This is a genomic window from Halorubrum salinum (assembly GCF_024494575.1).
In the GTDB taxonomy this organism is placed as follows: Archaea; Halobacteriota; Halobacteria; order Halobacteriales; family Haloferacaceae; genus Halorubrum; species Halorubrum salinum.
This window is the reverse complement of sequence record NZ_JANHDO010000003.1, coordinates 122,663-140,312: the sequence shown is the minus strand read 5'-3', so window position 1 is coordinate 140,312 and position 17,650 is coordinate 122,663. Positions and strand designations below refer to the sequence as shown.

The 17,650-nt window shown below is 65.1% G+C and carries 25 protein-coding genes and 1 tRNA gene; 23 read left to right on the top strand and 3 right to left on the bottom strand.

The genetic code is table 11. The features are described from left to right. Positions 1 to 8 precede the first annotated feature (8 nt). On the top strand, positions 9 to 197 hold the full coding sequence (locus NO930_RS09420; protein WP_256403277.1) for a hypothetical protein: 189 nt from the start codon (positions 9 to 11) through the stop codon (positions 195 to 197). Then, on the top strand, positions 194 to 1,087 hold the full coding sequence (locus NO930_RS09415; RefSeq protein WP_256403276.1) for a glycerophosphodiester phosphodiesterase: 894 nt from the start codon (positions 194 to 196) through the stop codon (positions 1,085 to 1,087). Before NO930_RS09420 ends, NO930_RS09415 begins: the two co-directional genes overlap by 4 nt. A gap of 10 nt (positions 1,088 to 1,097) precedes the next feature. Here NO930_RS09415 and NO930_RS09410 read toward each other — a convergent pair whose 3' ends face one another. After that, entirely contained in the window at positions 1,098 to 2,453 is a 1,356-nt protein-coding gene (locus NO930_RS09410) for a sodium-dependent transporter (protein ID WP_137783875.1), read from the bottom strand. Positions 2,454 to 2,588: 135 nt separating this feature from the next. Here NO930_RS09410 and NO930_RS09405 point away from each other — a divergent pair, with 135 nt between their 5' ends. After that, the gene (locus NO930_RS09405; RefSeq protein ID WP_256403275.1) at positions 2,589 to 3,986 is read left to right on the top strand and encodes an NAD(P)/FAD-dependent oxidoreductase; all 1,398 of its coding nucleotides are present in this window, start codon (positions 2,589 to 2,591) and stop codon (positions 3,984 to 3,986) included. Between the two features lie 46 nt (positions 3,987 to 4,032). Here NO930_RS09405 and NO930_RS09400 read toward each other — a convergent pair whose 3' ends face one another. Then, positions 4,033 to 5,133, bottom strand: a complete 1,101-nt coding sequence (locus tag NO930_RS09400; RefSeq protein WP_256403274.1) for a M24 family metallopeptidase — start codon at positions 5,131 to 5,133, stop codon at positions 4,033 to 4,035. A gap of 171 nt (positions 5,134 to 5,304) precedes the next feature. Between NO930_RS09400 and NO930_RS09395 the strand changes: the two genes are divergently transcribed. The 18 genes from NO930_RS09395 to NO930_RS09310 all read left to right on the top strand — a co-directional run bounded on the left by NO930_RS09395 (position 5,305) and on the right by NO930_RS09310 (position 15,068). Next, a tRNA-Val gene (locus tag NO930_RS09395) sits at positions 5,305 to 5,379 on the top strand. A gap of 283 nt (positions 5,380 to 5,662) precedes the next feature. Then, the gene (locus tag NO930_RS09390; protein WP_256403273.1) at positions 5,663 to 6,127 is read left to right on the top strand and encodes a hypothetical protein; all 465 of its coding nucleotides are present in this window, start codon (positions 5,663 to 5,665) and stop codon (positions 6,125 to 6,127) included. Between the two features lie 259 nt (positions 6,128 to 6,386). Continuing rightward, positions 6,387 to 6,905 carry a hypothetical protein gene (locus NO930_RS09385; RefSeq protein WP_256403272.1) on the top strand — a complete coding sequence of 173 codons (519 nt, stop codon included), beginning with the start codon at positions 6,387 to 6,389 and terminating at the stop codon, positions 6,903 to 6,905. Then, positions 6,902 to 7,351 (top strand): hypothetical protein, encoded by a 450-nt coding sequence (locus NO930_RS09380; RefSeq protein ID WP_256403271.1) that lies wholly within the window; start codon positions 6,902 to 6,904, stop codon positions 7,349 to 7,351. Before NO930_RS09385 ends, NO930_RS09380 begins: the two co-directional genes overlap by 4 nt. Continuing rightward, entirely contained in the window at positions 7,351 to 7,578 is a 228-nt protein-coding gene (locus NO930_RS09375) for a hypothetical protein (protein WP_256403270.1), read from the top strand. Before NO930_RS09380 ends, NO930_RS09375 begins: the two co-directional genes overlap by 1 nt. Next, positions 7,575 to 8,087 (top strand): hypothetical protein, encoded by a 513-nt coding sequence (locus NO930_RS09370; protein WP_256403269.1) that lies wholly within the window; start codon positions 7,575 to 7,577, stop codon positions 8,085 to 8,087. Before NO930_RS09375 ends, NO930_RS09370 begins: the two co-directional genes overlap by 4 nt. Next, positions 8,087 to 8,941: a beta clamp domain-containing protein gene (locus NO930_RS09365; RefSeq protein WP_256403268.1), complete on the top strand. Its 855-nt coding sequence runs from the start codon at positions 8,087 to 8,089 to the stop codon at positions 8,939 to 8,941. The genes NO930_RS09370 and NO930_RS09365 overlap by 1 nt, the downstream gene beginning before the upstream one ends. 12 nt (positions 8,942 to 8,953) lie before the next feature. Beyond that, entirely contained in the window at positions 8,954 to 9,475 is a 522-nt protein-coding gene (locus NO930_RS09360; RefSeq protein ID WP_256403267.1) for an HNH endonuclease, read from the top strand. A gap of 12 nt (positions 9,476 to 9,487) precedes the next feature. Further along, entirely contained in the window at positions 9,488 to 9,736 is a 249-nt protein-coding gene (locus NO930_RS09355; RefSeq protein WP_256403266.1) for a hypothetical protein, read from the top strand. Next, the gene (locus tag NO930_RS09350) at positions 9,729 to 9,995 is read left to right on the top strand and encodes a hypothetical protein (RefSeq protein ID WP_256403265.1); all 267 of its coding nucleotides are present in this window, start codon (positions 9,729 to 9,731) and stop codon (positions 9,993 to 9,995) included. Before NO930_RS09355 ends, NO930_RS09350 begins: the two co-directional genes overlap by 8 nt. Further along, positions 9,988 to 10,401 (top strand): hypothetical protein, encoded by a 414-nt coding sequence (locus NO930_RS09345; RefSeq protein ID WP_256403264.1) that lies wholly within the window; start codon positions 9,988 to 9,990, stop codon positions 10,399 to 10,401. Before NO930_RS09350 ends, NO930_RS09345 begins: the two co-directional genes overlap by 8 nt. After that, entirely contained in the window at positions 10,401 to 10,565 is a 165-nt protein-coding gene (locus tag NO930_RS09340) for a hypothetical protein (protein ID WP_256403263.1), read from the top strand. The genes NO930_RS09345 and NO930_RS09340 overlap by 1 nt, the downstream gene beginning before the upstream one ends. Then, positions 10,565 to 12,100, top strand: a complete 1,536-nt coding sequence (locus NO930_RS09335) for a DNA cytosine methyltransferase (protein WP_256403262.1) — start codon at positions 10,565 to 10,567, stop codon at positions 12,098 to 12,100. The genes NO930_RS09340 and NO930_RS09335 overlap by 1 nt, the downstream gene beginning before the upstream one ends. A 128-nt stretch (positions 12,101 to 12,228) precedes the next feature. After that, on the top strand, positions 12,229 to 12,432 hold the full coding sequence (locus NO930_RS09330; RefSeq protein ID WP_256403261.1) for a hypothetical protein: 204 nt from the start codon (positions 12,229 to 12,231) through the stop codon (positions 12,430 to 12,432). Beyond that, a complete protein-coding gene (locus tag NO930_RS09325) occupies positions 12,419 to 12,667 on the top strand; it encodes a hypothetical protein (RefSeq protein ID WP_256403260.1) in 249 nt (82 codons plus the stop codon). Before NO930_RS09330 ends, NO930_RS09325 begins: the two co-directional genes overlap by 14 nt. A 40-nt stretch (positions 12,668 to 12,707) precedes the next feature. Next, the gene (locus tag NO930_RS09320; RefSeq protein WP_256403259.1) at positions 12,708 to 13,286 is read left to right on the top strand and encodes a hypothetical protein; all 579 of its coding nucleotides are present in this window, start codon (positions 12,708 to 12,710) and stop codon (positions 13,284 to 13,286) included. Beyond that, positions 13,276 to 13,785: a hypothetical protein gene (locus tag NO930_RS09315; RefSeq protein ID WP_256403258.1), complete on the top strand. Its 510-nt coding sequence runs from the start codon at positions 13,276 to 13,278 to the stop codon at positions 13,783 to 13,785. The genes NO930_RS09320 and NO930_RS09315 overlap by 11 nt, the downstream gene beginning before the upstream one ends. Before the next feature lie 569 nt (positions 13,786 to 14,354). Next, positions 14,355 to 15,068 carry a recombinase family protein gene (locus NO930_RS09310; RefSeq protein ID WP_256403257.1) on the top strand — a complete coding sequence of 238 codons (714 nt, stop codon included), beginning with the start codon at positions 14,355 to 14,357 and terminating at the stop codon, positions 15,066 to 15,068. A gap of 27 nt (positions 15,069 to 15,095) precedes the next feature. Here the strand turns inward: NO930_RS09310 and NO930_RS09305 are convergent, their stop codons facing one another. Then, positions 15,096 to 15,269 (bottom strand): AbrB/MazE/SpoVT family DNA-binding domain-containing protein, encoded by a 174-nt coding sequence (locus NO930_RS09305; protein ID WP_256403256.1) that lies wholly within the window; start codon positions 15,267 to 15,269, stop codon positions 15,096 to 15,098. A gap of 418 nt (positions 15,270 to 15,687) precedes the next feature. Between NO930_RS09305 and NO930_RS09300 the strand changes: the two genes are divergently transcribed. Next, positions 15,688 to 17,157, top strand: coding sequence for a hypothetical protein (locus tag NO930_RS09300; RefSeq protein ID WP_256403255.1), 1,470 nt, complete (start codon positions 15,688 to 15,690; stop codon positions 17,155 to 17,157). Next, the gene (locus NO930_RS09295; RefSeq protein WP_256403254.1) at positions 17,157 to 17,639 is read left to right on the top strand and encodes a hypothetical protein; all 483 of its coding nucleotides are present in this window, start codon (positions 17,157 to 17,159) and stop codon (positions 17,637 to 17,639) included. Before NO930_RS09300 ends, NO930_RS09295 begins: the two co-directional genes overlap by 1 nt. Positions 17,640 to 17,650 lie beyond the last annotated feature (11 nt).

The window sequence follows — 17,650 nt, the reverse complement described above, 5'->3', positions numbered from 1 at the left end:
GGGCATCGATGGACGAGACCGCCGACCGCGACGCTGACGCCGACCGCGACGCTGACGCCGACCGCGGGCGCGGAGAGCAGCGCGACGGCCGCGTGGCGGAGACCGACGACGACTCGGCCGGCGTCCTCACGCGGGTCAAGACGGTCGTCACGGAGGCGGTCGGCGTCGTCGTCGACGCCGTGATAGACGCCGTATGATCGGGGTCGATGGTGTGACCGGAGTCGACGACGGGACGCTGGCGGTCGTCGCCCACCGAGGATTCGCCGGCGAGAACCCAGAGAACACGGTCGCAGCCGTCGAGGCGGCGACCGCGACCACACCGAACGGGACAGCGGACGAGGCCGAGTCGAGCGGACCGAACCGCCGGCGAGCCGACTGGGTCGAGGTCGACGTCGTCCCCACCGCCGACGGCGACGTGGTCGCGATCCACGACGTCGAACTCTCGGGACGCGGCGGGCGCAGCGGAACGACCGGCCTCACCGACGCGACGGGCGTGGTCTGGGAGACCGACACAGAGACCGTCACGAGCGCGACGGTGTTGGAGAGCGGCGAGACCGTTCCGCTCCTCGCGGACGTGTTCGACGTCGTCCCGCCCGACGTCGGCGTGAACGTCGAACTCAAGAACCCGGGACGACGGGACCTCCGGCCGGGCGAGAAGCTGGATGGAGAGGCGCTCGCGGAGCGAACCGCCCTCTGGAGGCCGTTCGTCGAGCGCGTGCTCGACGTCGTCGACGGCCACCGGAACGACCACCTGTTCTCGTCGTTCTGTGAGGGGGCGCTCGCGGCTGTCAGGCAGCTGTCTTCGTCCCCGGTCGCGCCGTTGGTGTCGGATTCGATCGAGGACGGAATCGCGGTCGCTCGCGCGTACGACGCCGAGGCGATCCATCCCCCGATCGACGCGGTTCGAGGGACGCCCTTCTTCGACGCCGCGCGGTTCGGTCACGCCGACGACCTCGTATCCGTCGCGCACGCGGACGGCCGAGCGGTGAACGTCTGGACCGTCGAGACCTGGTATCAGGCCGCTCGGGTCGCGTCGGCCGGCGTCGACGGGATCATCGCCGACTACGCCGCGGTCGCGCCCGAGTGAGTGCCGGCGATCAGCGCGCGGCCAGCCACTCGGCGAAGTCGCCGGTGAGGAACTCGATGTAGTCGACGACACCGAGGTACAGCGAGATAGCCACGACGACGACGATCGGGACGCGGACGATCCAGATCCACGCGTCGCCGAAGGGTCCGAGGTCACCGATTCCCTGTGAGAGTTCCTCGCGAGCGATGTCCGGGACGACCCAGCCGACGAACAGCGCGAGAAGCAGCGACCCCAACACGAGCAGGACGCCGTCGGCGAGCAGGTCGAAGAGGTCGAGGAAGATCAGGTCGATCGTCACCGGAACCCCGAGGAGGAAGACCGCGACGCCGAGCGCGGCCGCCGCCGGAACGCGCGAGACGCCAAGCTCGTCGATCAGGTAGGAGACGAGCACTTCGAGGATGCTGATCGCAGAGGAGAGCGCCGCGATCCCGACCATTCCGAAGAAGACGACGCCGAGGAGGCGACCGCCGGGGATCCCGGCGAACGCCGTCGTGAGGCTCACGAAGATACCGCCAGGTCCGCCCGCGCCGGGTTCGAGGCCGGCCGCGAAGAGGAACGGGAAGACGACGAAGCCGACGAGAACCGCGACGAGGGTGTCGAGGCTGGCGATCACGCCCGCGTCAGCGACGAGATTTCGGTCCTCGCCGAGGTACGAGGCGTAGGTGATCATCACGCCCATCCCGAGAGAGAGAGTGAAGAAGGCCTGTCCGGCCGCGGCCGGGAGGATGCTGGTCCAGTTGGCGATGAGGTACCCGAAGTCCGGCGAGAGGTAGTAGCTGTACGCCGCCGCCGACGCGTCGAGGGTGAACCCGTACGACGCGAGGCCGACGAGGAGCACGAGGATCGCCGGTACCATGATCTTCACGCCGATCTCGATGCCACGGCGGACGCCGGCGGCGATGATGGCGATGACGAGCGCCATGAACACGGCGTGAAAGAGCAGGGTGTCGATCCCGGTGGCGACGGTGCCGAAAAGCGCCTGCGCCTCGCCGGTGTCGGCGATCGCGTAGCCGTCGAGAACGCCGATGAGCGTGTAGCGCAGGAACCATCCTGCGACGACGCTGTAGTACGATAAAATGACGAAGCCGATGGCCACGAACAGCCAGCCGAGAGAGTTCCACGCGCCGCTGCCGAGAGCGCGGATCGCGCCGACTGGGTTCAGTTCGGTGTGCCGCCCGATCACGAACTCGACGAGGATCGCCGGGAGACCGATCAGCGCGACGAAAAGCAGGTAGACGAGGAGAAACGCTCCGCCTCCCTCCTGTCCGGTGATGAACGGGAAGCGCCAGATGTTCCCGAGTCCAACTGCGCTGCCGACCGCGGCGAGGATGAACCCCGCCCGTGTCGCCCATGTCTCGCGTGCCATGTGTGTCGGATCGGCGACTCCGGACCGTCTAAAACGTGTCTCTCCGGCGCTCTAACCAGTAACGAACGACGATGAACGACCCGATCGCGGTCTCCGGACCGTGAATTTAATACTCGGACGGGAACCTCACGGGGTATGGAACGCGTAGACGTCGCAATCGTTGGGGGCGGGCCGGCTGGCTCCGCCGCAGCGCACGCCGCCGCGACCGGCGACGCGGGTGCCCTGGTCTTGGAGAAGGGGGTACCGCGGGACGATCGGGACCGCCTCGGTCCCGACTCCACAGACGCCGCCGGGATCTTGGACTACTGGGTCGATATCATGGGTATCCACCCCGACGAGTTCGACGACGGCGTCCTCCAGCGGGAGCTGAACCGCGCCGAGTTCCGTGGCCCCGACGAGGCCGCGACGCTCACGTCGACCGGGATCGACTCCTCGTACGACGAGTTCGGCTACACCTTCCACCGCGCGCGGTTCGACGACTGGCTTCGCGACCGAGCGGAAGACGCCGGAGCCGAGTACCGCGCCGGGGTGTCCGTCCGTGGCATCGACACCGATCCGTCGATCGAGCCCGGCGCGGCCGACGCGGACCGTCCCCGCCACGTCGTCGAACTCGCCTCCGGCGAATCGATCGGGGCCGACTTCGTCGTCCTCGCCGACGGCCCCCAGCGCACGGTCACGAACCGCGTCCTCGACGAGTACCTGCCCGCGGACGCGCCCGCCTCGGAGCGGCTCGCCTCGCGGACGGCGAACCACATCGCGTATCAGGAGTACCGCCGGGTCCCCGAAGCGGTGTACGAGGAGGTGAAGGACGCGATCGTCTTCTGGTGGGGCGTCATGCCCGGCGAGACCGCGTACCCGTGGATCTTCCCGAACGCGGACCGCGTCTGTCGGGTCGGGCTCACGATGCCGATCGGCTTGGACATCGACGAGTTCGACCGCGACGCGTACGCGCTTCTCGATTCCGACGACGACTCGATCCCGCAGGGCGGCGAGTACATCCGGCGACTGCTGGAGTGGCAGTACGGCGACGAGTACGACATCGAGGAAGACTTTCCGATCGTCGAGGACGCCGGCAAGCGCGACGGCACGGAGACGTACCCGATCTCCTCGACGCGTCCGATCGATTCACCGACGGACGCGGGGATCGCGGTCGCGGGCGGGGCGATGGGGACGACCTCCGCCTTCCACGAGGGGGGCGACCACGTGGCGGTCCGCACCGGCGCGATCGCGGGCGAACTGGCCGCCGAGGGCGACCTCGGATCGTACAACAGGCGGTGGAAGGAGGCGATCGGCGACGAGGTCGTCCGGAACGTGACGATGGCGGATATGGTGGCGGAGTACGACCCCGACGACTGGAACCGGATCATCGGCGCGGCCGACGCGATGCTCGCGGCGGAGGCGGGCGACGGCCTGCTCGCACAGCCGTACCGCTCCGGCTGGGAGTCCGTGAAGCTGCTTTTGGCGTACAAGTGGAACAAACGCCGCGTCAAGAAGAGCTACGTCGGCATCGACGAGAGCGAGTACGTCTACTGACCGAGCGGCCGGACCCGCCGGGCGTCACTCTCCGTTCTTCGCCGCGTCACCGGATCACCGGCGCGGTCAGCTCCCGCGACTCGGTCGAGACTCCGTCGACCGCGACGGGCTCGACCTCGTGTGTCGGCCACTGACCCGTCTTCGTGAGCGTCTCGGTCCGATCGCTCGCGACGAGGTGGGTGTCCTCGCTTTTCGTTCCCTGTACGGTGGGGTTCCACGCGTAGCCCATCGGACGGCTCACCGGCTCGTCGCTCTCGGGCGTCGCGATCCACTCGCGGCCCGCGAACCCGGCAGCGCCGCCCTGATGGTGTTCGCGCCACTCGCCCGGATGTCCCACGGCGTCGTACGCCTCGCGGATCGCCGCGAACACGTCTCCGGCGGTGCCGCCGTCGGCCGCGGCCGCCTCCGTCGCCGCGAGCGCGGTCGCCTCGACGCGGGCGGCCGCGCGGTGACGCTCTTTCAACCACTCCGGCGCGTCGAAGGCGACGGTGCGCGTGAGCGAGGCGTACAGCCCCGCGCGCTCGGCGGTGATAGAGACGAGCGCGTAGTCCCCGAGCGTGGCGTCCGTCGGCGTGTAGTGTCGGTACGCCTGCGCCCGCTCGCCGCCGCCGACCAACACGACGGGGGTGTTCACGTCCCGTGAGGAAAGCGAGATGTCGATGCCGGCGGCGACCTCGTACTCCGGGTCCTCGGGTTCGAGGTTCCGGCAGACGGTTTCGAGGGCGGCGGCCGCCTCGCGGCCCAGATCGCGGTACCGCTCGACGTCGCCGTCGGTGAGCGGCTGCCGGAGGCGGCCGCCGTCGACGCGCTCGAACTCGGGGACGTCGAAGTCCGCGGCCGCGGGGGCGGGCGATCGGGCGGCGACCTCCTCGGCGAGCGACGAGGCGTGCCACGGGAACGACTCGACGTGGAGCCGATCCGGCAACTCCTCGTCTGCGAGCCTGTCGGCCTCGTTGTTGGCCGCGATCACGCGGAGTTCGCCGTCGTAGCCGGCCGCGGCGACCCCGACGTCTGCGTCGCCGTCGACGACGTTGTCGCCGCCGGTGAGCCACGCGAAGCCGTTCGGCTTAGCGAACCAGACCGCTTCGAGTCCGCGACGATCGAGGTACTCGTCGAGCCTGTCGGTGCGAGCGGAGAGATCGACCATGCGAGCACACACTCGTCGAACGCAAAAAGGCGGTCGAAAGCGCGTCACCGGGGGAGACGTGTGGGCAGGCGGCGGCGCTCGGATCGACTGACCGCGCCCCACCGCGGGCGGCCGAAACGAAAGGTTCAATTATATCCCCCGGATACCACGAGATGCGATTGAACGCCCCGCGGGTTGGTAGTCTAGTCCGGTTATGACACCTCCTTGACATGGAGGAGGCCGGCGGTTCAAATCCGCCCCAACCCACTCACTTATAAGCGGAAACCGCACGACGGCGAGAGACACTTATACCGTCGGGAGGGGGTCTTTATGAGTGCCCCCGCGGAGACGACTGGCGAAACCCGCTCCATCTGCGAATTCTGCGGGTTCTTCATCGACGAACCGGAACAGATCTGTCCGGCTCGCGATGAGGGGGTGTGCCGGCCATGAGGTACTGTCCGGAGTGCGGAGCGAAGCTTAAGCGGACGTCGAAGCCCGGCAGTGCGATCCCGTACGACGCGTGCCCCAACTGCAGCTACGGGGGTGAGCTATGAGCGTCGAGACCTCCGTCGAGGAGCAGCGCGAGCAGATCGCGAACCAACTCGGCGAGCCCGAACAGCTGCGATTCCCGAGCGGATGGACAACGTCGACGAGCTGGCACCGCGCACAGGCGGCGAAGTCGGATGTCTCGCCGGCGAACCCGGCCGAGTTCGACGTGCTTCTCGGATACGTCGATGGCCGCGACGAGATCACGCACCATCGCGTTCTCTTCGCGCTCTACGGCGGCAATCTCGTCGCCGAATGCGAGTGCGACGGCTGGAGCTACCGCGGCTGGTGCGCTCACGTCGCGCTGCTGTGGTGGCGCTGGTCTCGCGACCAGCTCGGCGTCACAAATCTCGACACCGGTCGGACGTACCTCTCGCCGCCGTGGTGGTTCGACTTCTCCGGCGCGGAGGCGCAGGTCGAACTCCCCGTGACCGACCACATGGTCGTCACGGACGGGGGTGAACGATGAACCCCCGTTTCGACTGTTTCGTGTGGAACAACTGGAGTAATACAGAACTGTACACCTGTATTACAGCATATAACGCAGAATTAGAGGCCTTTGAAGCCTCTACCTCTCGAATCGGTTTCGTTAATACAGGTACGGGGGGGTACAGAAATCGGTGTCCACGTGGCGCAGGTGCGTGTGTGAGCGCGAACAGAGGGCGGCGCGCGCGCTGGGGCGCATTATGCGGCCGACTGGGCGTGCTCGCAGGCGAGGGGGTGGCAGCATGAGCGAAGACGGAACGGGGCTGGTGTCGTTCCGCGTCGACGATCCAGAGCTGGCGGGGGCGATCGAAGATGCAGCCGAGTCGGAAGGATCGAAGTCGGACGCGATTCGGAACGGACTGCGTGCGGCTTTCCTAGGCGATGGAGGGAGCGAGACCGGAGACGAGAGTGAGATCTCGGTGAAGGCCCGCGAAGGTCACCGTCTGCTCGTGGAGTGGACGGGCGTCGGCGGGTGGATGGAGCTGGAGACGGCCGAGTCGATGCTGGCGAACAAGATGAACATCAATACGGATGCGATTCGGCGGCTGGTGGTGAAGCCGCTGAAGGGCGGTGACATGGTCCGGCTGCACCAAGGCGTGAAACACGTGTGGCTCATCGTGGGTTCGGCGGAAGGGGGAGATGCGTCGTTCGTCGACGAGACGCCGGCGTCGACGTCCTCGACGGAGTCGGAAGCAGCAACCGACGGCGGGGAAGCACGCGAGCGCCTTGAAGAGCTTGCGAACGCGGAGGTGGGCGAATGAGCGCCACTGACGATGTTCGGAGCGGGCCACACGAATGTCCGTTCGAGGAGGACTACTACGCGTGGGTGGCCGGCGGGACAGCCTACGTCCGCGGATACCGCGTCGACGCGACGTGCGGAGACTGCGACTCGCAGCTCGACGTTCAGTTCGGAGAGCACACGTTCCTGTTCACGTGTCCGGAGTGCGTCGTCTGGGGTGATGACGCGGTCACGGAGTCGTCGAGAGCGATCCCGCTCGGATGGCGGGTTTCGATTCGGAATACGACGGATCTCACGGAGTGGTCGGTCTACCTCGCCGGTTCGCCTGTCGAGATGGAACCGGTGCCGCACGGCGTTGAGGCGCGCGGATCACTGACTGACGACGGCGACGAGGAGCACGTGCTCCACGTAGCGCTCCCGGAAGAAGGCCAAGAGTACGACGTGGAATCAAACGGAGGTGACAGCTGATGTCACCCGAGATCTCGGTCGTCGGTGCGGCCGAGAACGTGGACATGAGCGGTCCGTCCGATCCGGAGCCCTACGAGGTCGACACCGACGAGCGGCGGGTCGTCTCGTGCTACTGCTGCACGTGCGAGTCGACGGCGACGCTGCTGCTGGAGGTCGGAGACTCGGATCCGTGGGAGCACGACGCGGAGAACGCGAGCCACGTGGTCGACTACTGGAGGGAAGCATGAAGATCTCGAATGACTGGCTCGCGGGGATAGGAACGGGGCTCGGAGTCGGCGCTGGAGCCGCGATGGTCACGGCGCAAGGCGGCGCAGTGCTGGGTGGAATCGGCGTCGCAGCCGTGGCGTACGCCATCGGCGTTCGACGCGGACGCGACGACGTCGACGAGAACGCCGAGAACGGCGACACCGACGAGGTCGCGACGGACGGCGGCACAGCACCGCGCGAGCCACAGCCGGGGTCGGCGTCGACGCAGCCGACGGTCCTCGACGTCGAGATCTCCGGGGACCGAGTGCTCGGAACGGCCGAGCGGGGCGACGTCTCGATCGTCGTGGAAGCGCCGGCGGGGATCTCCGCAGACGAGTTAGAGCAGACGCTGAGCGGCGTGCCGGAGAGCATCGAGCGGACGACTGAGCGGTTTGCGGGAGCTACGACTATGAGTGCCAACACCACCGAGATCGACGGGAGTACCGACGCCGAGGACGCGACTGACGACGATGTCGGAGGTGGTGCGTGATGGCAGCCGCTGACGCGGACGTGGAGAGCACCGCAGACGACGACCAGACGCCGGAGACCGAGGCCGAACCGGTCGACAACATGACGGTCATCATTCGTGCCGAAGTGCTCCAGCAGGTGATCGACCAGCTGCTGACTGTCGTCGACGAGGCGATATTCCGGATCGGCCACGACGGGCTGTCGGTCGCGGCTGTCGACCCGGCGAACGTCGCGATGGTCGACCTCGAAGTGGAGGAGGGAGCGTTCGAGTCAGTCGGCGACGGGATGTTCCCGATCGGTATCAACATCCAGAAACTCGACGACTACGTCGACGGAGCGAGCGGCAGCGACCAGGTGAAGCTCTCATACAGTCCTGAGAAACGGTCGATCGAGATAGAGCACACGAACGTCGAAGTCGAAATGGCGGGGATCGACCCGGACGCGATCCGGCAGGAGCCGGAGATTCCGGAGATCGACCACAGAGCGGAGTTCGAAGTCGACGCGAAGGTGTTCCGCGACGCGGTCGAGAACGCCGACCTGGTGACCGATCACGTCAGGTTTGAAGCCGATGTCGACGCCGAAGCGCTCGCAGTCAGCGGAGAAGGTGACATCGACGAAATCCGGACAGTGATCGAATCCGACGATCTGCTCGATGCGAACTTCTCCGAGAGGGTCGAGTCTCTCTTCTCGGTCGCATATCTGATTGGTGGATCGAAGGGCGGGAGCAAGTACAAGGGGATGCTCAAGCCGCTGAGCAGTGGAACGGAACTGGCCGGTAAACTCGACGACGAGATGCCGGTGTTCCTGACCTACGAGTTCGCAGACGGCTTCGGCAACGTGCAGATGATGCTCGCCCCGCGGGTCGAGAATAAATGAGGTGATGATCGTGTGCAACACTATCACCTCGGCGAGAACCGCGTTCAGCCGTACGCTCGGTTCGAGCACGCGAAGGCCGGTGACGGGAGCGGAGCCGGCTACGAGCGCTGGCGGTCGACAGAGCACCGACCGCACACACCGACAGCCGGACGGGAGGACGTCTACGTCGCGCATCACCGGCTGCTCGCAGTCGTCGAGTGCTACTCGCTCGACGAGCCGATCGAGTCGGTCCTCGACGATCTCGCGGAGAAGGACGTTCACCACTGCAACGGCGTCAAGTGGGACAACCGCCCGGAGAACATCGAGCCGGTCGAGCACGCTCGGCACGCGTCGATCACGCAGGAGCAGGTTCGGGCGTGGGCCGAAGACGAGAAGCGCGAGCGCCGGCGGCGTGCAGCTGGCGTCTCGGACGACGATGTCTGCGACGGGTGCGGCGAGCCGGCGGAACCGCTCGCGACATCGCCCGGATTCGCCGGCGAGCGGTGTCTGGAGTGCGCGAAACAGGAGTCGGATGGAGAGCCGATCGAAGTCTAACGGAGGTCAGCCATGAGCAACGAGAACCTAGAGCGGATCGCGGATGCGATGGAGCTACAGAACGCGCTGTTGATGCAGTTGCTGCAGGATCAGCGGCGTGAAGCGGAGCGCGAGCGTCCGGGTGAAACGTCGAGGACAGACCGGGCGACAGCGACGGCAGTTGCTGACTCGTACGGCGACCTGTACGGTGGTTCGATCGGCTCGTGGGAGTTCAAGCCGGTGGCTGAGCAGGTGGAGAAGATGGGTGATTACGATGGGTGACGGCGGTGTCGCTGTCGGTTCCTACGCAGATCTCGGACCGGACCGCAGCCAGCCGGTCGATCGGAACCCGACGCTCTGCTGTGAGATCTGTGGCGACGCGCACAGCTGGATGGATTACTGGAAAGACCGCGTTCTCGACGGGAGTGGTCGGAGTGATGTGCCGCTGTGGTGCGTTGAGTGCGAAGATGAGATCCAGCGGATGCGGCGTCGGCTGTCGATGAACAGGTCGCTCGACGAGTGGGGTGGTGCCGATGCCTGAGCCAGATGCAGAATCAGAGGCTGAGATCGATCGACCCGCATGGCTTCCCGACGAGTACGACCCCGACGCGCCGCTTCACGAGCGGCTGAAGATCCTCGCGCCGATCGAGGGTGGGATCGAACTCCACGCCGAAGGCGACCGCGTTACGGAGGTTATCGGCGAGCCGCGCGAACTCACCGAGATCGGCTCCGGAGCTGTCCGACTCAAGACCGGAACCGGTCCCGATACTTTCAGTTGGGACTGGGAAGTGACGGCGCCGCCGGAGGGTGAGCCATACCTGCAGAAAGTCGACCCGGACCAAGATATGGAGGACTACATGGACTCCAAGAAGACGCGAATGGAGGGCATGGACATCCGCGTCTACGGCGTCGACGCCGAGGCGTGGCTTAACCGAGGTGACGCCTAATGGCCGCGGAAGACGACGGAGAGATTGCGCAACCGAAGGAGTACGACAACCCCGATCTTACCTGCGACCGCTGTGGAGTGACGGCGACCAAAGGGTACGCCGGACAAGACGAGTGGATCGACTTGTGCGATTCCTGCTTTAACACCCTTAAGGAGTGGTTCTAATGCCCTCTGATAAATTTGGAGACGGTACTATTCGTGCCGTCGACCTGTTCTGCGGCGCGGGCGGGACGCTCGAAGGGCTGTCGCAGGCGTGCGACGAGCTCGGCGTCGACCTCCAAGTCACCGCGGTCAACCACTGGGAGACCGCGATCGAGACGCACAAGCGAAACCACCCGAACGGCGATCACCACGTCTCGAAGGTCGAGGAACTTCACCCGCCCGATGTCGTCGAGGAAGGCGGCGTCGACGTGCTGATCGCGTCGCCCGAGTGTACCCACTTCTCTGTCGCTCGTGGCGGGAAGCCGGTGAACGAACAGAAGCGCGCGTCTCCGTGGCACGTCCTCGACTGGGTCGAGAAGCTCCAGCCGGAGAACGTGCTGCTGGAGAACGTTCGCGAGCTCCAGTCGTGGGGTCCGGTAGACGACGACGGCCAGCCGACGCGGAACGGCGAGATCTTCGAGACGTGGATCAACGCGTTCCACTCGATCGGTTACTCTGTCAGCTGGCAGGTGCTGAACGCCGCGAACTACGGCGACCCGACGACGCGGAAGCGGCTGTTCGTCGTCGGCCGCCGAGGCCAGCGCGCGTCGTTCCCCGAGCCGACCCACAGCGACGCCGACGACGAGCTGCCCGACTGGCGACCGGCCGCGGAAGTCATCGACTGGTCCGACGCCGGCGAGAGCCTCTGGAAGCGCGACCGGCCGCTCGTGAACAACACGATGCGCCGGATCGCCGAGGGGATCCGGCAGCACTGCGACGACCGCCTCGAACCGTTCGCTGACGCCGTCGCCGAGCTCGGGAAGGAAGATGTCGCAGCGCTTCAGGAAGACGTCGTAGACGCCGGCGAGGCGCACGAAGTTGCCGAAGAGCGCTGCGAGCCGTTCCTCGTGAAGTACTACGGGACGTCGACGGCGAAGCCGATAGACGAGCCGATGGACACGGTGACGGCACAGGGCGGGAAGTACGCGCTCTGTACGCCGTACCTGCTCGGGCAGCAGTCCGGAGCGACCGCGCGGAGCGTTCTCGACGAGACGGTTCCGACCGTCGCGACACGCGGCGCGATCGGCCTCTACAACCCGACGACGTTCATCCTCCCGCGGAACGGCTCCCGCGGCGGGCTTCACTCGAACGCGACGTACGAACCCGACGAGAGGCCGCTCCACACGGTCACGGCTCGGAACCAAGACGGCCACGTCGTGACGCCGTTTCTCGTCGAGTACTACGGGAACGGCTCCTCGAACAGTATCGATGAACCGGTGCCGACCGTGACGACTCGAGATCGCTTCGCGCTGGTCGTACCGGAGGCTTTCCCGTACGGGCTCGACATCCGCTTCCGGATGCTCCAGCCGCGTGAACTCGCGGCAGCGATGGGCTTCCCGTCGGACTACGAGTTCGCGGGTAACAAGACCGAGACGACGAAGCAGATCGGGAACGCCGTACCGGTGAACCTCGCGAAGTCGCTCACGAAGCAGCTGCTCGTCGGCGACGAACCGTCACTCCAGACGTTCGCCGATCAGGAGGTCGAGGCCGATGACTGATCGCGACCGTGCCTCGATAGCTCGCGAACACCTGCTCGGCGCGACGGTGTGGGCCTACGGGGGCGGTGCGGCCCGTGTCCGGCCGTGGACCAGTGCGAGAGACGTGCGGTCTCCAGGGAGATTAGCCGATGCCGAGTGAGGAATCCGCTGTAGGGGTTGTACGGACAGACATCACCACGGTCGATCACGGGGAGTGTTGGCTGTTCAAGTGCGAGAGGGATGCTCAGACATGGGTTTACAACGGAGACGAGTTCGCGGCGAAAGTCTGTGAACAGTGTCACGACCAACTGACAGACACGGCAAAATGGGAGGATGGGAATGAAGTCGTCTGATCAGTCTTCGGGCGCGATCTCGCGAATTGTCTCGTGGATCGACGAGTTGCTATCAGGCCCGAGAGTTGCGTTCGTCAGGGTGTGTGAGGTTTGCGGCAATGAGTTTCAACGCATCCAATTTGAACGGCCTGAAAAGGACCTCTGCCGGGAGCATTGGGAACAGAACAAGCCGCCGCGGTACAACGACTACTACCCGCCGAGAGAGTACTGGAGGTCTATCGACGATGCCGAGTGAGACGGCCATCAACCGCGCTGCGGCGGTGGCCACGTTCGCGATGGTCATCTTCGTCGCTGAGGTCACCGGCCACCCGGCGGCCGACCTCTTCTTCCAATCGGTCGAGGTGGCTCTCGCACCGCTCGTCGCATTCGCTGATGGTCTGGGGTCGCTCCTCTCTCCGGGAGCGGAAATAGCGTCGGCAGGCGGCAGTTCGATGTTCGAAGCCGTCTCGCAACTTCCGGTCCCTATTATGATGGCTGCCGTTTTAATCGTCTTCAAGGGCATTCTGGACACGGTTACTGAGCCGGTTACCCACGAACAGCCAGTGACCCTCACCGGAGATGAACAGTCCGAGACCGAGGACGAGCTGGCCGGGACGGTCACGGTATGGAGCGCCGACGGCGAAGCGCTCCGGTTCGATGAAGACGAGTTCGAGCCCCGCCGGCTCCGCGTCGGCGACCGCCTCACGTGGGTCGCAGATCACGAGGGAGAGCCGGTCGAGCTCGACGTAGACCGTCTCGGATTCGACCCTGCCGAGCGTGCGCGGCAGGCCTACGTCGACGACGAGATCGATGAGGACGAGCTGGAGCGCCGGCTCGGTCACGACTTGGAACTGGAGGTCGAGGATGTCGAGTGACGCGCCGTCTCTCGTTGAGAACCCAGTCCAGATGATTGTCGCTGGAGCAGTCCTCGGCATGGTGTTCTCGGCATTCTCGATTCTCTTCGAGCCGTTCTTCCAGGCGTTCGCTTTCTTCGGCCGTCTGATCCTTCAGTACGCGACGCCGAGCGGGCTGTTCAGCGTTCTCGTGCCGGGAGTACTCTCTCTCATCTTGATCTTCGCACTCCTGAACGTCGCAGCTTCACGCGCCCGTCTTGGGCCGGTGCTCACGCCGTTCGAGGCCTTCGCGAGTGCGCTGGTCTCGTTCTTCGACGCGGTCGCGGATAGGGCGCTGTCCCCGCTCCGCGAGTCGGACGATGACGCACAGCAGGTGATCGATGTCATCCACCGCGAGTACCGCGAGGGCGAGATCGGCGACGTCGAGCTGGAGCAACGTCTCGACGAGGCGCTCTCCGAGCAGGAAGATGTGGAGCCGGCTGTCGAGGTGGAACATGCCGAGTGGGCAAGAGACGGATGAAATAGAGTAGGACAGCCGACATACTTATTCGTTTGACCAACCAAGTAGGTAGTACAACGGAACCTACGGCGTCAGTCAGCACTCGGGGGGAAAACCTGCGAGTCAGATACCGATGGCCGTAGGTATCTCTGACCGCAATATCACTGTTCTTGGGGCTTCCCTTCTCGCCATCGGATATTATCTCAACGTGGTCGACGCTACTCTACTGAAATTCTGTGTGGGGATCCTGATTTTGAAATTCACGGACCAGATCTCGTACCGAGACGAGTAGGAGGTGCTAATCCGGGGGAGAGTCCCTACTGCTTTTTCACAGAGATATTATCCGAACCACAGTGAGGGCAGTAGGACCAGCTGACTGAATCACCGCTTCGCTCTGGGCTAACATTCGTTTTTGCGATACAGTCGTAGCACTCAATTACCGCTGCCTTCGTGACGCTGACCATGACTGGATTACCTGAATGAACACATTAGTTGTTTGGGTGGAATCCAGAACAGCGTTTGAGAAGTAACCTCTAGACTGCTGTTTTTGTAACACCGTTCTTTAAGTAACTGGCCGTGTGTTTCTACCCATGGCCGAAATTCTCGCCTACGCCCGCGTTTCGACTAGCGACCAGAGCCGCGACGGTCAGCTCGATTCGATCCGCGAGCACTACCCGGACCTTCCCGCCGAGAACATCTACGCCGATGTCGGCTCGGGAGACGACCCGACTCGTGACGAGTATGTCGAGCTCCGCGATCGCGTCGACGACGGTGACGCCGAGAAGGTGGTCGCGGCGAAACTCGATCGGCTCGGACGCTCGACCGCGGAGGTTGCCGACTTCGTCGACACGTGCTCTGACCAGGGGGTCGGACTTCACCTCGTGCAACAGGGGTTCAACGTCGACCCCGACGACGAGATGGGTCAGATGATGCTGAAGTTCATGTCGATGGTCGCGGAGATGGAGCTGAAGCTGAACCGCGAGCGTCGACAGGAGGGGATCGAGCGGGCAATCGACCGAGGCGTGCAGTTCGGAAAGGCACCGCACGGGATGACCAAGAATGAAATGGGCGTTCCGGTGCCGGGAGAGGGATTCGAGCGGGTGCAGGCGTTCATCCGGGAGGTACGGAAGGGACGGGCGAAGCGTCCGACGGCACGCTTCTTCGAGATCCCGGAAGGGAGCATTGCGACGATCCTCGAACGCGCCGACGAGCTCTACGGCGTCGAGTTCGATAACGATGAGTGGACGCTCGAACGCGCGAAGGTTGAGGCCGGAGAGAAGGATCTCTCTGACCTCGGTAAGTAGCGCTCTAAAAACTGGAACCGAGTCGGCCTACTGAACAGGCTCGACCCGAGCCGAACCGTCGTCGGTCTCCTCAAACGCGAGATGACCCTCGATGATGCTACCGTCGTCATCGACGAGTCCCATCTCACGGAGCGTCTCTTTCGGGACCGTCACTCGCCCACTACCGCTCCCGGTATCGCTAACCTTCCTAATCTCACACATCGAATTATATTATTCACGTAACTCACTTATAGGTTCTGTACAGTCTGGTCATATTTTGCAGATCTACCAGAATACGGACGTTTAGGCCCCCAACGACCGGATTTCGGGTCGCACCATGACCGGTGTAAACCCGATCGGAGGTGTGCGCTGCGCGTGAGCAGCGCCGCCGACGACGATGACGGCGCGGAGGAGCGGCGCTGGAGGGACTGGAGCGTGGTTTTTGCGGGGGCTGACTCGTGACCGACGGGCCTAGAGGGCTCGTCGTCAGCGATCGCTTCCGCGAGTACCTGCAGACCTTCAGACAGCGGTACCCGCTCGACACAGAATTGGCACAAAAATACGGTTTGCCCACCGGAAACGGGCATTTTCGGAATCCAATGACACGAATTCGCAGTAGCGGCGGCTACGGAGGTAGCGCATGAACATCGACATCAAGAAGGCGGGACTCGCGGCGCTGCTGGCGCTGACGGTACTCTCGTCGATGGTCGCGATGCCGGTCGCGGCGGCCGGCGGGATCGGCTGGGGTGGCGACGCGAAGACGCCGAACCCCGGCATCGAGACGGACGTGACGATCGACGAGTGGTCGAACGCGGAGTTCGACAGCGCGCTCGAATACTACGACGACTCGGGTGAGGCGGCTGAACTGCCGGCCTCGCTGAACGAGTCGAACGACAACCCGGTCACGCTGACGGCGACCGACATCGACTTCGACGACCGAGACCAGTTCCCGCGCCTCGACAGCGAGGACGGGGACAACTCGGCGTCGGCACTCGACGCGAGTGAGTGGACGACCTCGGGCGCGACCGTCTCCGACTCGACGACCGCGCCGGGCGTCGACGCGCTGAACTACGCCGGGACCGCATCGAGCGACTCGGCGACGTACAGCAACGTGAGCGTGGCAGACGGCGAGAAGTCGTACGTCACGATCGCGGCGGACATCAACTCGGCGAGCGGCACGCCGACGCTGCGGCTGACCGACGGTGACGGCGACTACGTCGAGGTCACCCTGTACGACTCGACCGCTGACGCAGACTCGGACATGGTCCTCGCGAACTCGACGGGCGAGGGCAAGGTGCTGCAGCAGCAGGTCGGCGACATGACCGTGCAGGGGACCGGCGACGGCTCCTTCGGCTCCACCGAGGAGATCTCGCTGCACGGCGACCTCGACGCGGACGTCTCGGTGCTCGACGCGGAGCGGACGCGAGCGCTGACGTTCGGCGAGCGGCTCGAAGACACGGACGACGACGACGAACTCGAAACGGTGACGATCACCGAGCCGCGCGGAGCGTACTCGGTGTCGGGAATGGACACGTTCGACGAGGTCATGTCGGATGCGACGATCTACGGCGTGACCGCGGACGCGGAGTTCGCCGCGAGCGACCTCGAAGACGACGAGGACGTGAGCGCGGAGTTCGGTGCGTCGAGCGACTACCCGCAGTGGGACCAGCTCGGTGAGCTGGCGTTCCGTATCGAACTGCCGACCGCGTTCGACCTGAGCTACGCGTCGCCGACGCTGGTCGACGAGCCGACGCTCCCGAGTGAGCGGTACAAGGCGGTCGACTTCGCGGAGGGAACGGGAGACACGGCGTTCGACGAGATCGACTACTCCTCGGTGGCGTCGAGCTACGACGGCTCGGAGACGATCACGCTCGACTCGACGGTGTCGACGGACACCGAATACGTGATCGCCTACGACGTCACGCTGACGAACGACGAGGTCACGGCGATCGAAGAGGCGGCCTCGGCAGCGGGCGGCGCGGGTATCATGGCCTCGAACAGTGGTGGCCCGATCTCTGGCTTCATCGGGTTCATCACCTCGATCCCCGGCATGATCCTCTCGGCACTCACTGGGATCGTCGGGATCCGCGCCTTGGGCGGAGGGTCGTAATGTCCTCGTCGGGACTGCCGTCGGGCGACAACCCATCTCCGAACGCCGTGCTCGGTGGGACGATCGAGTACCTCTCGAACGGGGGGTCTCTCGGGACGCTCCTGCAGGGAGCGATCTTCGGGACGATCGTGAGCTTCGCGACCGGCGGCGTGAACCTGATCCAGAGCGCGTTCGGGCTGGTGGTCGCACCGCTCGACGCGCTTAGGGCGTCGGTGAGTCAGTTCGTCGATTCGGCGATCCTCGCACCACTCGGCATCATCGAGACGACTGCGGAGGCGTCGGCGTCGGCGACGGCTTCGGAGTTCGGACCGTTCGCGATCATCGTCGGAGTCGGGCTCGTGCTCGCGTCGTTCTGGATGATCACGCAGTACCTCGAGGAGCCGGAGACCGGCGACACGCTCGCGATTCCGGGGCTCGGCGACGCACCGGACATCCCCGGCCTCCCGCTCGGAGTGACCGAGGAGAACGAGGACGAAGACTGATGCGGCACCCA

Coding starts and splice junctions, on each gene's coding strand:
- NO930_RS09355 (WP_256403266.1), top strand. CDS start 9,488: ATGAGCAACGAGAACCTAGAGCGGATCGCGGATGCGATGGAGCTACAG.
- NO930_RS09380 (WP_256403271.1), top strand. CDS start 6,902: ATGAGCGCCACTGACGATGTTCGGAGCGGGCCACACGAATGTCCGTTC.
- NO930_RS09310 (WP_256403257.1), top strand. CDS start 14,355: ATGGCCGAAATTCTCGCCTACGCCCGCGTTTCGACTAGCGACCAGAGC.
- NO930_RS09320 (WP_256403259.1), top strand. CDS start 12,708: ATGGTCATCTTCGTCGCTGAGGTCACCGGCCACCCGGCGGCCGACCTC.
- NO930_RS09335 (WP_256403262.1), top strand. CDS start 10,565: ATGCCCTCTGATAAATTTGGAGACGGTACTATTCGTGCCGTCGACCTG.
- NO930_RS09400 (WP_256403274.1), bottom strand. CDS start 5,133: ATGGTCGATCTCTCCGCTCGCACCGACAGGCTCGACGAGTACCTCGAT.
- NO930_RS09295 (WP_256403254.1), top strand. CDS start 17,157: ATGTCCTCGTCGGGACTGCCGTCGGGCGACAACCCATCTCCGAACGCC.
- NO930_RS09315 (WP_256403258.1), top strand. CDS start 13,276: ATGTCGAGTGACGCGCCGTCTCTCGTTGAGAACCCAGTCCAGATGATT.
- NO930_RS09375 (WP_256403270.1), top strand. CDS start 7,351: ATGTCACCCGAGATCTCGGTCGTCGGTGCGGCCGAGAACGTGGACATG.
- NO930_RS09420 (WP_256403277.1), top strand. CDS start 9: ATGGACGAGACCGCCGACCGCGACGCTGACGCCGACCGCGACGCTGAC.
- NO930_RS09340 (WP_256403263.1), top strand. CDS start 10,401: ATGGCCGCGGAAGACGACGGAGAGATTGCGCAACCGAAGGAGTACGAC.
- NO930_RS09405 (WP_256403275.1), top strand. CDS start 2,589: ATGGAACGCGTAGACGTCGCAATCGTTGGGGGCGGGCCGGCTGGCTCC.
- NO930_RS09365 (WP_256403268.1), top strand. CDS start 8,087: ATGGCAGCCGCTGACGCGGACGTGGAGAGCACCGCAGACGACGACCAG.
- NO930_RS09345 (WP_256403264.1), top strand. CDS start 9,988: ATGCCTGAGCCAGATGCAGAATCAGAGGCTGAGATCGATCGACCCGCA.
- NO930_RS09305 (WP_256403256.1), bottom strand. CDS start 15,269: ATGTGTGAGATTAGGAAGGTTAGCGATACCGGGAGCGGTAGTGGGCGA.
- NO930_RS09325 (WP_256403260.1), top strand. CDS start 12,419: ATGAAGTCGTCTGATCAGTCTTCGGGCGCGATCTCGCGAATTGTCTCG.
- NO930_RS09385 (WP_256403272.1), top strand. CDS start 6,387: ATGAGCGAAGACGGAACGGGGCTGGTGTCGTTCCGCGTCGACGATCCA.
- NO930_RS09415 (WP_256403276.1), top strand. CDS start 194: ATGATCGGGGTCGATGGTGTGACCGGAGTCGACGACGGGACGCTGGCG.
- NO930_RS09390 (WP_256403273.1), top strand. CDS start 5,663: ATGAGCGTCGAGACCTCCGTCGAGGAGCAGCGCGAGCAGATCGCGAAC.
- NO930_RS09410 (WP_137783875.1), bottom strand. CDS start 2,453: ATGGCACGCGAGACATGGGCGACACGGGCGGGGTTCATCCTCGCCGCG.
- NO930_RS09370 (WP_256403269.1), top strand. CDS start 7,575: ATGAAGATCTCGAATGACTGGCTCGCGGGGATAGGAACGGGGCTCGGA.
- NO930_RS09350 (WP_256403265.1), top strand. CDS start 9,729: ATGGGTGACGGCGGTGTCGCTGTCGGTTCCTACGCAGATCTCGGACCG.
- NO930_RS09300 (WP_256403255.1), top strand. CDS start 15,688: ATGAACATCGACATCAAGAAGGCGGGACTCGCGGCGCTGCTGGCGCTG.
- NO930_RS09330 (WP_256403261.1), top strand. CDS start 12,229: ATGCCGAGTGAGGAATCCGCTGTAGGGGTTGTACGGACAGACATCACC.